Origin of the sequence: Thermomonas fusca, from assembly GCF_005862345.1 — a bacterium.
In the GTDB taxonomy this organism is placed as follows: domain Bacteria; phylum Pseudomonadota; class Gammaproteobacteria; order Xanthomonadales; family Xanthomonadaceae; genus Thermomonas; species Thermomonas fusca.
In genome coordinates, this window is the sequence record NZ_SROY01000002.1 from 278,625 (window position 1) to 291,668 (window position 13,044).

16 protein-coding genes and 1 tRNA gene are annotated in these 13,044 nt (G+C 69.7%); 10 read left to right on the plus strand and 7 right to left on the minus strand.

Going from position 1 to position 13,044, the window contains the following annotated elements; translation table 11 throughout:
* Positions 1-182: 182 nt before the first annotated feature.
* From E5S66_RS05520 to E5S66_RS05550, 7 genes are all read left to right on the plus strand, one after another.
* Positions 183-377 carry a hypothetical protein gene (locus tag E5S66_RS05520; protein WP_028838897.1) on the plus strand — a complete coding sequence of 65 codons (195 nt, stop codon included), beginning with the start codon at positions 183-185 and terminating at the stop codon, positions 375-377.
* A 34-nt stretch (positions 378-411) separates the two neighbouring features.
* Complete coding sequence (locus tag E5S66_RS05525; protein WP_138348241.1) at positions 412-996, plus strand: RES family NAD+ phosphorylase; 585 nt, start codon at positions 412-414, stop codon at positions 994-996.
* A gap of 22 nt (positions 997-1,018) precedes the next feature.
* Positions 1,019-1,411, plus strand: a complete 393-nt coding sequence (locus tag E5S66_RS05530; RefSeq protein ID WP_138348243.1) for a low affinity iron permease family protein — start codon at positions 1,019-1,021, stop codon at positions 1,409-1,411.
* 71 nt (positions 1,412-1,482) lie between these two features.
* Positions 1,483-2,466, plus strand: a complete 984-nt coding sequence (locus E5S66_RS05535; RefSeq protein WP_138348245.1) for an SDR family oxidoreductase — start codon at positions 1,483-1,485, stop codon at positions 2,464-2,466.
* Between the two features lie 14 nt (positions 2,467-2,480).
* Positions 2,481-3,413, plus strand: a complete 933-nt coding sequence (gene ku, locus E5S66_RS05540; protein WP_138348247.1) for a non-homologous end joining protein Ku — start codon at positions 2,481-2,483, stop codon at positions 3,411-3,413.
* 30 nt (positions 3,414-3,443) lie between these two features.
* A complete protein-coding gene (locus E5S66_RS05545) occupies positions 3,444-4,943 on the plus strand; it encodes an FAD-dependent oxidoreductase (RefSeq protein WP_138348249.1) in 1,500 nt (499 codons plus the stop codon).
* Positions 4,944-4,960: 17 nt separating this feature from the next.
* Entirely contained in the window at positions 4,961-5,479 is a 519-nt protein-coding gene (locus E5S66_RS05550) for a hypothetical protein (protein ID WP_138348251.1), read from the plus strand.
* A 45-nt stretch (positions 5,480-5,524) separates the two neighbouring features.
* On the opposite strand, the gene E5S66_RS05555 is transcribed toward E5S66_RS05550, so the two are convergent.
* The 3 genes from E5S66_RS05555 to E5S66_RS05565 form a co-directional block, all read right to left on the minus strand.
* The gene (locus E5S66_RS05555; protein WP_425472186.1) at positions 5,525-6,703 is read right to left on the minus strand and encodes a DNA topoisomerase IB; all 1,179 of its coding nucleotides are present in this window, start codon (positions 6,701-6,703) and stop codon (positions 5,525-5,527) included.
* Entirely contained in the window at positions 6,636-7,199 is a 564-nt protein-coding gene (locus tag E5S66_RS05560) for a cysteine hydrolase family protein (protein ID WP_138348255.1), read from the minus strand. Before E5S66_RS05560 ends, E5S66_RS05555 begins: the two co-directional genes overlap by 68 nt.
* A 112-nt stretch (positions 7,200-7,311) precedes the next feature.
* A tRNA-Phe gene (locus E5S66_RS05565) sits at positions 7,312-7,387 on the minus strand.
* A gap of 152 nt (positions 7,388-7,539) precedes the next feature.
* Between E5S66_RS05565 and E5S66_RS05570 the strand changes: the two genes are divergently transcribed.
* Complete coding sequence (locus E5S66_RS05570; RefSeq protein ID WP_138348257.1) at positions 7,540-7,965, plus strand: DUF6491 family protein; 426 nt, start codon at positions 7,540-7,542, stop codon at positions 7,963-7,965.
* Here E5S66_RS05570 and E5S66_RS05575 read toward each other — a convergent pair.
* The 4 genes from E5S66_RS05575 to ftsY all read right to left on the minus strand — a co-directional run bounded on the left by E5S66_RS05575 (position 7,947) and on the right by ftsY (position 11,853).
* Complete coding sequence (locus E5S66_RS05575) at positions 7,947-8,216, minus strand: oxidative damage protection protein (RefSeq protein WP_138348259.1); 270 nt, start codon at positions 8,214-8,216, stop codon at positions 7,947-7,949. The genes E5S66_RS05570 and E5S66_RS05575 overlap by 19 nt on opposite strands.
* A complete protein-coding gene (gene mutY / locus E5S66_RS05580) occupies positions 8,213-9,346 on the minus strand; it encodes an A/G-specific adenine glycosylase (RefSeq protein ID WP_138348261.1) in 1,134 nt (377 codons plus the stop codon). Before mutY ends, E5S66_RS05575 begins: the two co-directional genes overlap by 4 nt.
* A complete protein-coding gene (locus tag E5S66_RS05585) occupies positions 9,343-10,641 on the minus strand; it encodes an AsmA family protein (RefSeq protein ID WP_138348263.1) in 1,299 nt (432 codons plus the stop codon). The genes mutY and E5S66_RS05585 overlap by 4 nt, the downstream gene beginning before the upstream one ends.
* A 66-nt stretch (positions 10,642-10,707) precedes the next feature.
* Positions 10,708-11,853 (minus strand): signal recognition particle-docking protein FtsY, encoded by a 1,146-nt coding sequence (gene ftsY, locus E5S66_RS05590; RefSeq protein ID WP_246037156.1) that lies wholly within the window; start codon positions 11,851-11,853, stop codon positions 10,708-10,710.
* A 27-nt stretch (positions 11,854-11,880) separates the two neighbouring features.
* Here ftsY and rsmD point away from each other — a divergent pair, with 27 nt between their 5' ends.
* Complete coding sequence (gene rsmD / locus E5S66_RS05595; RefSeq protein ID WP_138348265.1) at positions 11,881-12,495, plus strand: 16S rRNA (guanine(966)-N(2))-methyltransferase RsmD; 615 nt, start codon at positions 11,881-11,883, stop codon at positions 12,493-12,495.
* Between the two features lie 4 nt (positions 12,496-12,499).
* Complete coding sequence (coaD, locus tag E5S66_RS05600) at positions 12,500-13,000, plus strand: pantetheine-phosphate adenylyltransferase (protein WP_028838905.1); 501 nt, start codon at positions 12,500-12,502, stop codon at positions 12,998-13,000.
* Positions 13,001-13,044: the final 44 nt, after the last annotated feature.

Consider the following 13,044-nt stretch of genomic DNA (forward strand, 5'->3'; position numbering starts at 1 on the left):
CGCCATGAACAGCGGCGCGTGCAGGTCCTGCGCGTCAACGCGGATTTTGCGCGCGACGACCGCGGGCAGGACGCGCAGAACCGCATGGGAGCGGGCTCCACCGGTTGGCCCGCAACCTGCATAACTCAACATGCCCATGCGCAAGCAGGGCAAACCGATCCGGAACAACAAGGAGCAAGGACATGCCGAACAACAACCCCACCGGCAAGAACCAGCACACCGACAACGACCGTAACCAGGGCATGAAGAACGCCGGCACCAACGAGCGCTCGGGCCAGCACCAGCGCAGCGCCGGCTCGCGCCCGGACGAGCAGCAGGGCAGCAACAAGGGCCGCAGCGACAGCGACCTGAACAACGACAGGCGCGGCAACCGCTGAAGCGGCCCGCCAACCTCCCCCTCACGGGCAGACCATGAACAAGAATCTGGACGAAGCGCTCGAAGACAGTTTCCCGGCCAGTGACCCGCCGGCGTTCACCTCGTCGGTCGCCGCCACCGCGGCAACCGACGTACTGCCCGCAAGCACGGACGATGCAGCCAGGGACGGCAGGGTCCACGTGTATCGCATCGTCGAGGACAGGAAGTCCGCCCAGGCCTTCAGCGGTGCCGAAAGCGCCGCTGAGGGTCGCTGGACCAGTCGCGAGAACCCGGCGATCTATGCATCGTTGTCGCCGGCCGGCGCGATGCTCGAATTCATGGCCCATCTGGAAGGCCGCACCCCGCAGTCGCTGGTGCTGGCGGTGGCCAGCCTGCCGGTGCAGGACATTCTGGTGCAAGGCGAACTGCTGGCGGACTGGGACCAGCGGCCCTATCGCGAACACGTGCAGGCCATCGGCGATACCTGGCACAAGTCCGGCAAATCGCTGGCGCTGCGCGTTCCCAGTGCGCTGTGCCCGGACGAATGCAACGTCCTCATCAATCCCGATCACCCGCATTTCGCGCAGATGGTGGTAATACGGTTGTTGCCGGTCACCGTGGATGAGCGCATCCGCATCTGAATTCCAGCGCAAGGAGGCGCACATGGCAGGCTTTCGCCGCTTTGCCCAGACAACATCACGCTGTGCAGGACACCCCGTCGCCTTCGGCATCGCCGCGGGCGCAGTGTTTGTGTGGGCGATTTCCGGGCCGATGTTCGACTATTCCGCCGAATGGCAGTTGGTCATCAACACCGGCACCACCATCGTCACCTTCCTGATGGTGTTCCTGATCCAGAACGCGCAGAACCGCGACACCGAAGCGATCCAGATCAAGCTGGACGAACTGATCCGTGCGGTAAAGGACGCGGACAACGCGATGATGGACCTGGGGCGGATGGAAGAAGCCGAACTGGAAGCGCTGCGCCAGTACTACGAGCGGCTGGGGCGCAACGCCGGCTGCGCGCTGGAAAAACGCCGCGGCAAACCGGCGGAGTGAACACTGGGCGGACGCCTCCTTCACGTGGCGTCGTGCACCTTCAACGCAACGGAAGAACCGGTGATGCAGCCATGACCAGCCGAGCAGACGCCACTGCGCGCCGCCAGCGAAAATTGCAGGCCGAGGCGGACGCCGCGCCCCGCAAGAAGGCTGCAAAGAAGACCGAGGGCGGCAAAAGGAAAGCGGTGCAGGCAGGCAGCCGCCGGCAGCCGCAAAACCCGATGCCGGCGCAGCACCTGCGCAAGCCGGGCAAGGAGGCCGATCTCGAGCTGCAGCCGCGGTGGCAGGCGCCGGACTACGTCGGCAGCGGCAAGCTGGACGGCATGGCGGCGCTGGTGACCGGCGGCGACTCCGGGATCGGCCGCGCGGTAGCGGTGCTGTTCGCGCGCGAGGGCGCCGACGTGGCCATCCTCTACCTCAGCGAACACGACGACGCGAAGCAGACCTGCGCGGCGGTGGAAGCCGAAGGGCGCCGCTGCATCGCCATTTCCGGCGATGTCCGCGACAGCAGCTTCTGCGAGCGCGCCGTCGAACAGGTGCGCAAGGCCTTCGGCAAGCTCGACGTGCTGGTCAACAACGCCGCCTTCCAGCTGCACGCAGAGCGCATCGAGGACATCGACGACGCGCGCCTGCAGGAAACCCTGCAGACCAACATCGCCGGCTATTTCCACATGGCGCGCGCGGCGGTGCCGCACCTGCCGCGCGGCGGCAGCATCATCAATACCGGCTCGGAAACCGCGCTGTTCGGCAGCCCCAAGCTGCTGGACTACTCGGCCACCAAGGGCGCCATCCACGCGTGGACGAAATCGCTGGCCAGCCACCTGCTGGGGCGAGGCATCCGGGTCAACTGCGTGGCGCCGGGCCCGGTGTGGACGCCGCTGAACCCCGCCGACAAATCCGCAAAAGAGGTGGCGACGTTCGGCGCAGACAGCGACATGGGCCGGCCGGCGCAGCCGGAGGAAATCTCGCCGGCATTCGTGTTCCTGGCATCTCCCGTCACCGCCTCCTACGTCAACGGCGTGGTGCTGCCGGTGATGGGCGGCCCGCGCGGCTGACGGGGGTCACGAAGATGCCACGCCCGATCTGGTCCGGCTCGCTGTCTTTCGGCCTGCTCAACATCCCGGTGCAGCTGATGGCGGGCACCCGCACCACCGACCTGTCGTTCCGCATGCTGGACGCGCGCGACAAGTCGCCGATCCGCTACGAGCGCGTCAACGCCGAAACCGGCGAGGAAGTGCCGTGGAAGGAGATCGTCAAGGCGTTCGAATACGACAAGGGAAGCTACGTGGTGCTGGAGCAGGAGGACATCCGCTCGGCCGCGCCGGAAAGCCACGACGCCATCGACGTGGAGGCGTTCGTCGACGTCGAGGCGATCGGCCCGCAGTATTTCGAGAAACCCTATGTGCTGGTGCCGGCGAAGAAGGCGGAGAAGGGCTATGTGCTGCTGCGCGAAACCCTCAAGCGCACCGGCCGCATGGGCATCGCCCGCATCGTGATCCGCACCCGCGAAAACCTGTGCGCGCTGTTGCCGCGGGGCGATGCGCTGCTGCTGGTGATGATGCGCTACCCGCAGGAACTGGTGGATGCCGGCGACTACGCGCTGCCGGCCGGGAAGGCCGGCGATTACCGGATCAGCCCGCGCGAGCTGGAAATGGCCGAAGCGCTGATCGCCTCGATGGAGAGCGAGTGGAGGCCGGCCGGGTACCGGGACGAATTCCGCGCGCGCCTGCAGAAGGTGATCGAAAAGCGCATCAAGGCCAAGGGCGGCAAGGTGCGCAAGTCGCTGGAAGAACCCGCGCTGCGCGATGACGCCACCACCAACGTGGTCGACTTCATGTCGCTGCTGCAAAAAAGCATCGACGCCAAGCGCCGCACGCCGGCGTCCAAGGCGGTGGCCCGCAAACCAGCCAAGACCGCCAGCAAGGCCGGCAAGCCCGGCAAGGCGGCAGCCGCAAAACCGAAGCCGGCCAAGCGCGCGGCCAAGTCCAGGACGGCGCGCTGAGACGCCACCACGCCCGCCAAAGGAGATGGCATGAACAGCCTGTGGACCAGCACCAGCAATACGCGCTCGGGTTTCGAGTCGCTCAAGGGCTCCGAGGTGGCGGATGTCGCGGTGGTCGGCGGCGGCATCACCGGCGTGACCACCGCGCTGCGGCTGGCCGAGGCGGGGATGTCGGTGGCGCTGGTGGAAAGTGCGCGGATCGGCGCCGGCAATACCGGGCGCTCCACCGGCAACCTGTACGCGACGCTGTCGCATGGGCTCGCCACCCTGCTCGGGAAATGGGGTGAGGAAACCCTGCGCAGCGTGGTCCGCCTGCGTGGCGAAGCGGTGGCGCAGATCGCCCGCGACGTGGAAACGCTGCGGCTGGACTGCGACTTCGAACGGGTGGACCTGCACATCGGCCTGGAGCAGGAAGCCGGCGACGCCCTGCAGGCGCTGCGCGAGGAGTTCGCGGCGCTGGCGCTGGCCGGGCTGGCGCCCGACTGGGTGGAACCGCCGCTGGCGCTGGCGTCCGGGCGGATGCTGAGGATCCGCGGGCAGGCGCAGTGCAACCCCTGCGCCTACGTGCAGGCGCTGGCTGCGCAGGCGCAGCGTCGCGGCGCACGGCTGTTCGAGGAGACCCGGGTCATCGACATCGATGCCAGCGAAGGCCGGGTGCGTACCACCGACGGCGAAATCCGTGCTGGCGCGATAGTCATTGCCACCCATTCGCCGATCGGTTTCAACCTGGTGCAGGCGGAAATGCAGCCTTGCATCGAATACGGCATTTCGGCGCGGGTGGAAGCCGGCGCGATGCCGTCCGGGATCTTCTGGTTCCGCGATGGCGAACATTCGCTGCGCCGCTATCGGCACGCCGGCGTCGAGCACCTGGTGGTGATCGGCGAGCCGCACCGCACCGGCGAGCAGGCGCCCGAAGCGGTCCGTCTGGAGCGCCTGCGCGGCTTCGCCCGGCGCCATTTCGGGGTGGAGACATTCGAACACTGCTGGTCGGCGCAGCAGCTGCGTTCCGCCGACGGGCTGCCGTACATCGGCCGCAGCGCGCACGACAACGTGTTCATCGCCACCGGCTTTGCCGCCGACGGCTTGACCTGGGGTACGGTGGCCGCCGGGCTGATCCGCGACCTGGTGCAGGACAAGGGCAATCCCGCCGTCGATCTGCTGTCGCCGCGGCGGCTTACCCCGGTGAAATCAGCCAAGGGCTGGGCCGAGGAAAACGCGGCGGTGGTCAAGCACCTGGTGGGCGACCGGCTGCGGCAGGTGGAACCGGCATCGCTGTCGTCGGTGGCGCCGGGGCAGGGCAAGCTGGTCGATCACCAAGGCAAGACCTTTGCGGTCTATCGCGCTTCGGACGGCACCCTTACCGTGCTGTCGCCGGTCTGCCCGCACCTGCGCTGCCACGTGGCGTGGAACCCGGAACAGCCGGGCTGGGACTGCCCCTGCCACGGCAGCCGCTTCCATCCCGACGGCCGCGTGCTGGACGGGCCGGCGCTGTCGGACCTGGAGCGGCTGCGGCTGGAGGACGCCCGGTGAACTCCGCGGCGCCGCGCATGCAGGCCGTCCACGATGCGCCGGCCGGCGCGCGACGCTTGCGTCGCCTGCTGCTGGATGCGCAGTGCAGCGGCTGTGTCGCCAGCCTGCTGTCCACGCTGGTGGTGTCGCTGTTCAGTCACCTGCGTACCGGCCATGCCGCGGCCGGCACCAATTCCGCCAGCCAGTGGATCTGGTATCCGCAGGCGCGTTCGCGCAGCGCGGCCTCGTGGCGGCATACCGGCATCGGCTATCTGATCCATCACGCCAGCTCGGTGTTCTGGGCAGTCGGCTACCAGCTGCTGCGGCCCGCTGAAACCGACCGTCGCGGACAGGCGCTGCGCGCCGCCTCGATCGCCGCCGTGGCTTATTGGGTGGACTACAAGGTGGTGCCGCGCCGGCTCAGCCCGGGCTTCGAAGGCAAGATCGGCGCGGCCGGGATGTGGGCGACCTATGCCGTGTTCGGCGTCGGACTGGTGCTGGGCAGCCGGCGCCGGTCGCGGAGCGGCAATTGTGTGGGCGCGCGGTCGAAAGCCTGACATGGGGCGCCGGTGACTTTGCGCGTGGTGGCGCCGAAGCGCGGGCTATGCGGGGACCCGCGACTTGCGCCGCTGCGCGCGCAGGAAGCGCAGGGTGGCGGCTTCCCACTGGCGTTCCCCGGTGGCGCCGCGGACATGGCGCTGCAACTGCGCGCTGCGCCAGGCCGCGAACACGCGCGGGTCGATGTAGGCGCTGCGGCATACCGCGCGGGTATTGCCCAGGGTGGCCGCCACCTGTTCCACCACCGCGTTCTCCAGCGCGGTCAGGCTGCGCTCGCTGGCGGCATCGCCCTCCGGCAGTGGGGTGGCGGCCAGAGCCCGGAATGCCAGCGCGGTGGCGCCCCAGGTGCGGAAGTCCTTGGCCGAGAAATCCTCGCCCATCGCGTCCTGCAGCCAGCGGTTGACGTCGGCGGAACTGACCGGCCGGCAGCGTCCGGCCTCGACATACTGGAACAGGCGCTGGCCGGGAAGCTGCTGGCAGCGCCGGACCAGCCGCACCAGCCGCGCATCGGTCAGCGGCACTTCCTGCGATTGCCCCGACTTGCCGCGGAATCGGAAGCGCAGCCCGCCGCTGCGCACCGCCTGCACATGCCGGTTGCGCAGTGTGGTCAGGCCGTAGGAACGGTTGCTGGAGGCGTATTCGTCGTTGCCGACCCGGATCAGGGTGGTGGCCATCACCGCCACCACCATCGCCACCACCTTGTCCCTGGGAAACCCCGGCCCGGCCAGCGCCCTGCGCAGCGCCCGCCGCAACTGCGGCAGCGCGGCGCCGAACGCGATGACGCGTTCGTGCTTGTCGTGGTGGCTGCGGCTGATCCACGCCGGGTGGTAGCGGTACTGCTTGCGGCCCTTGGCGTCGCGGCCGGTGGCCTGCAGGTGGCCGCGCGGGTCATTGCAGATCCACACGTCGGTCCACGCCGGCGGAATGGCCAGCGCGCGAATCCGCGCCAGGGTCTTGGCATCGCGAACGCGTCGGCCGCCGGCCGACAGGTAGTGGAAGCGGGTGCGGCCTTGCCTGCGGATGCCGGGCAGGGCGTCGCTGACATGGCGCAGGCGCGCGCGCCCGCTCATCCCGCGGCGTCCCTGGTCAGCGAACTGCCGCCAGTGCCGCGGCGCCGGCCGGGCGGCAGCAACCAGGCGCGTGCAAGCCGGCCCCTCACTTGCGAGCGAGCCCGAACGGATCACGCCTGCCGCTGCTTGCCGCCACTTCCGCGTCGCAGGTATGCCGCAGCACGTGCATCGCCGCGCGCTGCAGCGTCGGCGTGCGCGCGGCCGTGCAGTCGCCCGGCACCCACAGCCGGTAGCCGCGCATGTGCGCGTCCAGTGCGGTGGCCAGCACGCAGGAATCGGTGGCGATGCCGGTGATCGCCAGTCGCTCGACGCCGAGCTGCAGCAGCAGGATCGGCAGCGCGGTGGCGCGAAATGCGGAATGCTTCGGCTTCAGCACATGGTAGTGGCCGGGTTCCGGCGCCAGCCCTTCCGCCAGCCGCGCCGATGCCCCGCCGCGTTGATGGCAGGACGCCACCAGTTCCGGAAAGCCGCCCTGCCAGTGCGTCCAGTTGTCGTTGGCATAGATCACCGGGCAGCCGGCCGCATCGAACCGATCGCGCAGCGCACGCAGCGGCGCGCAGATCGCGCCAGCCGCGGTGGCAAGCGGGCGCGCGCCGTCGAAGGCGAAATGATTGATCACGTCGACGATGAGCAGCGCGGATTCCGGCATGCCCAAAACGCTCGCACGAGCGCCGTCAACGGGGGTTGAAGTGCGCCGGGTCGGGGGCGGTTGCGCGGGCACGAACGAAAACGCCCAACTGCGGACAGTTGGGCGCTGAATTTGGTGGCTCGGGACGGAATCGAACCGCCGACACGGGGATTTTCAATCCCCTGCTCTACCAACTGAGCTACCGAGCCAAGCTGTGCTGCGAGCCGCGCATGATACGGATCGCCGGCCGGTTGGGCAACCCATTTTCGAGGCGGGGGCCGCAGGCGGTCGCCGTAGCCGTTGGGCAGGCGTTCGGCATCGGGGGAGGAGGATGGCGATATCCAATGGTCAGGAGAGCGCCATGAAGGCGATCATTGCCACTGCAATCGCGCTGGTGCTGGCGGCTTGCGCCACCGGCCGGATCAGCGATACCGACCGTCTGGCGTTGTACCAGCAGCATGCTGGCGCGCCGGTGAACCAGATCCGCTACATCGACCCGATGGGCTGGGAGCGCATCGACGACCAGCACGTGGTCCTGCAGATGCGGCCCAACGAAAGCTGGCTGCTGCGCCTGTCCGGGCCGTGTCTGGCATGGAGCAACGGCTCGCCGTTCCTTGGCCTGTCGTCCTTCAGCGGGATGACCCTGTCGCGCTTCGACAAGGTGATTGCGCCCGGCTCCCAGCTCAGCTGCCTGATCCAGGAAATCCGCCCGCTCGACGTGAAGGCGCTGCGGGCAGCCGAGAAAGGGCTGCGCGAGAAAGCCGGGGCTCAGGCCTCCGGCATGTAACCCGGCGGCTTGTCGGCACCGCCTTCGAACAGGTACTTCACCATCTGCGCTTCGAGGAAGGCGCGGTGTTCGGGGTTCATCGGCGAGATCCGGTTCTCGTTGATGAGCATGGTCTGGTGCGCCAGCCAGCGCTGCCACGCCGGTTTGCCGACCTCGTTGAAGACCCGCTTGCCGGCTTCGCCCGGCCACGGCGGGAAGTCCAGACCGTCGGTATCGATGTTATCCACCACGCAGTGCACCTTGCGGGTCATTCCGTTTGCTCCTGAAGCAGTTTCCGCACCGGCGCGGGCAGGCCGATCGTGGCGAGTTCCGCGCGGCTTGCCCAACGCAGGTCGGCATTATCGCCGATGGCCGCGCGCGGGCCGCTGACGGCGATCAGCCGCGGGTGGATGCGCAGGCGGAAGTGGGTGAAACCGTGGTCCAGCGCGGGCAGGGCGCGCGCGCTGGCGAAATCGCCATCGAGGTGGCGCTGGAACCATGCTTGCGCCTCGTCGCTGCTTTCGTGCTGCGGCAGCGACCATAGCGACGCCCAGACGCCGGTGGGCGGCCGGCGCCACAGCAGCACGCGGCCGGCCGGGTCTTCCACGATCAGCATCCGGGTTTCGCGCTGCGGCAGCGGCTTGCCCGGTTTGGCCGCGGGCAGTTCGGCGATGCGGCCTTCGCGGCGGGCAACGCACGCGTCCTGCAGCGGGCAGATCGCGCAGGCGGGACTGGCGCGGGTGCACAGGGTGGCGCCGAAATCCATCTGCGCCTGGGTCCAGTCGGCAAGCCGCGCATCCGGCAGCAGGCTTGCGGCAATCGACCACAGCTGTTTCTCGACCGCAGGCGTGCCCGGCCAGCCGTCGATGCCGAACAGCCGGCACAGCACGCGCTTGACGTTGCCGTCGAGGATCGGCGCGCGGTCGTTCCATGCCTGCGTCAGGATGGCGCCTGCGGTGCTGCGGCCGATGCCGGGCAGCGCGATCAGCGCATCGAGATCGCGCGGCAGGTCGCCGCCGTGGCGCTCCACGCACAGCTTCGCGGTGGCGTGCAGGTTGCGCGCGCGGGCGTAGTAGCCAAGCCCGGACCACAGCGCCAGCACCTCGTCCTGCGAGGCGCGCGCCAGCGCTGGCAGATCGGGCAGGGCGCTGACGAAGCGCTCGAAGTAGCCGCTCACCACCGATACCTGCGTCTGCTGCAGCATGATTTCGCTCAGCCACACCCGGTACGGCGTGCGCGGATGCTGCCAGGGCAGGTCGACGCGGCCATGGCGGTCGAACCATGCCAGCAGGCGCGCGGCGATTTCGCCATCGGCGAGGCCGTGCGCCTGCTGCGTGGATGAAGAATCAGGCGCTTCGCCGCGGCCGGAACGGCGAGGTGTGGCTGGACTGCGGGCGCTCATTCGTCGCCCAGCTCGACTTCCACGCCTTCCAGCGTCGCACCCGCGATTTCGACTCTGGGCGTGGACAGCGTCCCGGCCAGTGGCGGCAGCGGCGAGCCGGCGCTGCCCGCATCCAGCCATGCCAGCACCTCCGGCAGGCGGAAGCGCGCGTCCAGCGCGGTGGCGTCGCGGCACAGGGTCAGCGAAGCGGGGTCGGAAAACGCCATCGCGCCGCTGTAGTCCAGCGCGAACGGCAGCGGCGAGGTGGATGCCGACAGCGGCGGCGGCAGCGCCGGCCAGCTTTGCGGCCAGGCGGCCAGCGCGCCGTCCAGATGCAGGCGCAGTCGCCGTCCCACCGACACGCTGCCGCGCGCGCGCGCATCCGGCACCGGGCCGTCGCCGTCCAGCACCACGGTCACCGGCACCAACCGCCAGGTCGCGTTGTTGAAGGCCATCGGGCCGTGCAGGCCAAGCCGGAACGGGGCGGTGGTGGAACCGGACAGATAGCGCGCGGCGATTCCGATCCTGGCCGGCTTCATCAGCGCCGAGTCCTTGCCCAGCCGCAGCGGCCCGACCAGGAACACCTGCGCAGGGATCCGCCAGCCGGCGCCGGCCAGCGTCAGAGTGCCGACGCCAGCGACGCCGGCGTGCGCACCGTCCAGCAGGCGCTGCGGATGGGCGACGGCGATGGCGAGGTCGGCCGGGATCGACAGCGGCGCATCGAGGTAGCGCCCGCGCACGTGCGCGCGCAGCGGGCGCTGCGGATGCAGGGAAGGCAGGTCGATGGCGAGGCCGTCGATGCGCCAGTCGTCGTTGTCGATGCGGCCGTCGCGCACGCGCAAGCCGCCGGTCAGCACCGGAATGCGGGTTTTCCCGCTGGGCGGGCGGGTGGCCAGCCAACGCTGCAGGGCGGGGATGTCCAGCACCGGCGCGTCCAGCTCGATGCGCTGCACGGTCAGGTCGGTGCCGCGGCTGCGCAGCGTGCGCCAGGGCAGCGAGACGAACACGCGCCTGGCGCGCAGCAGTGCGGTGGTGTCGTCGGGGCGTTTTGCTTCCACGTTGCGCAGCACCAGCTGGGGCGTGCCGCGCAGGCGGTAGTCGATCTCCTGCGCGCGCAGCTGCAGGCCCAGCGCATCGCCCGCCAGCGACAGCAGGGTCGCGCCCGCGCGCCTGGGTTGCAGCAGCCAGCCGGCCAGCAGCAGGAGACCGAGCAGCAGGGCGAGGAGAATCGCGACGCCGCGCAGCAACCGTCGCAGCAGGGGCCTGCGTGGGCTCGCGTCCGGATCGCGCTTCATGGCGTCAGCGATGTCGTCCATTGCGCGGCATCATGCGGCACTGGCCATTCACGCCGCGCAGGCAGGCGCTTCGCGCGGCCGGCCGGTTCAGGCCCGCCCCAACTCGGCTGGCAGCAGCGCATCGACGAAGGCCTCGGCATCGAACACGCGCAGGTCTTCCGGGCGTTCGCCGATGCCGGCGTAGCGGATCGGAATGCCGAACTCGCGGGCCAGCGCGAACACCACGCCGCCCTTGGCGGTGCCGTCGAGCTTGGTGACCACCAGCCCGGTGACCGGGATCTTCTCGTTGAACTTGCGGACCTGGTTGATCGCGTTCTGGCCGGTGGTGCCGTCGATGACCATCAGCACCTCGTGCGGCGCTTCGGCGTCGAGCTTGCGCAGCACCCGCGCCACTTTCGCCAGCTCGTCCATCAGTCCGCCCTGGGTGTGCAGACGGCCGGCGGTATCGGCGATCAGCACGTCCACGCCGCGCGACTTCGCCGCCTGCAGCGCATCGAACGCCACCGAGGCGGCATCCGCGTTCTGGCCCTGCGCCACGACGGCCACGCCGTTGCGCTCGCCCCAGGCCTGCAGCTGCGCGACCGCGGCGGCGCGGAAGGTATCGCCGGCCGCCAGCATCAGGCTGCGGCCCTCGTCCTTGTAGCGGCGGGCCAGCTTGCCGATGGTGGTGGTCTTGCCGACGCCGTTGACGCCGATGGTCAGCAGCACGAAAGGCTTCTTCGAAGCATCGATCTGCAGCGGCTTCGCCACCGGCACCAGCAGCGCGATCAGGTCGGCGCGCAGCGCTTTCAACAGCGCATTGGCATCGGCGAATTCGCGTGCCTTCATGCGCTTGCGCAGCGATTCCACCAGCGCGGTGCTGGCGGTCACGCCGACGTCGGCGGTGAGCAGGGCGGTTTCGATTTCGTCCAGCAGCTCGTCGTCGAGCTTGGGGTTGCGCGAGAACAGGCCGCTGAAGCTGCGCGCGAAGGCACTGCCGCGCAGGCGTTCGCGCCAGCCGGTCTTGCCGGCCGCTGCGGGTTCGGAGTGCGCAGGCTCGGCGGCCGCAACGTCTAGGATCTCGGGCTCGGGCAGCAGTGGCGCCGACGTCGGCGCATCCGCCGGAAGCTCGGCCGGGGTGGCATTCGCAACGGGGGGCTGGGCCGCTTCCGGCGTGGGGGTTTGCGCGTCGGGTTTCTTGCGGCGGAACCAGCTGACCATGAGGCCGTGGGAATGTCGGAGAATGGCGGTCATGTTAGCACTCGCCCCCTGTTCGCCCCGATGAACGCGCGCCGTGGCAAGCCCGCCGCGGGCGGCGTCGGCAGCGTCCGCATCATCGCCGGCCAGTGGCGCGGCACGCGTCTGCCTGTGCCAGACCGGCCCGGTCTGCGGCCCACCTCCGACCGCGTCCGCGAAACCCTGTTCAATTGGCTGCAGCCGGTGCTGCCGGGTGCGCGCGTGCTGGACCTGTTCGCCGGCAGCGGTGCGCTGGGGCTGGAAGCGGCCTCGCGCGGCGCGGCCCATGTGCAGCTGGTGGAAGCCGACGGCGCGCTGGCGCAGGCGTTGGCGGGTGCGGCGGCGCGGCTGGATGCGCAGGGCAGGGTGGCGGTGCGGCGCGGCGATGCGCTGGCTTTCCTGCGCGACGACTCCGGAGAACCGTGGGACATCGCCTTCGTCGACCCGCCGTTCGCGGCCGGGCTGTGGCCGGCGGTGCTGGAGCTGCTGCCGGCGCGGCTGGCGGCGGAGGCATGGATTTATCTCGAAAGTCCGGCCGAATGCGCGCCGGATCTGCCCGCGGAATGGGCACTGCATCGCGAAAGCGGCACCCGCGACGTGCGCTACGCGCTTTACCGGCGGGTTACACTTCCGGGCATCCAGAACGCGGCGAAACCTTGACGACATGAGCGCGGCGGCCCGCATCGCGGTCTATCCCGGCACTTTCGACCCGATCACCAACGGCCATCTGGACCTGGTGAACCGGGCGGCGCCGCTGTTCGAGAAGCTCGTCGTCGGCGTGGCTGCAAGCCCCAGCAAGGGGCCGGCGCTGCCGCTGGATCTGCGCGTCGCGCTGGCGCGCGAGGCGCTGGGCCATCATCCCAACGTGGAGGTGCGCGGTTTCGACTCGCTGCTGGCGCATTTCGTCGGCGGATGCGGTGCCGGCGTGCTGCTGCGCGGCCTGCGCGCGGTGTCCGATTTCGAATACGAATTCCAGATGGCAAGCATGAACCGCCACCTGATCCCCGAGGTCGAGACGCTGTTCCTGACCCCGGCCGAGCAATACGGTTTCATTTCGTCGTCGCTGGTGCGCGAGATTTCGCGCCTTGGCGGCGATGTGTCCGGCTTCGTGCCCGCCGCGGTCGTGGCGGCGCTCGAAGCGCAATGGCGGGGCGGGTCGAAATGATCCGCGATCCGCATGCCAACGTTGTATCCATCGCCACTGCCATG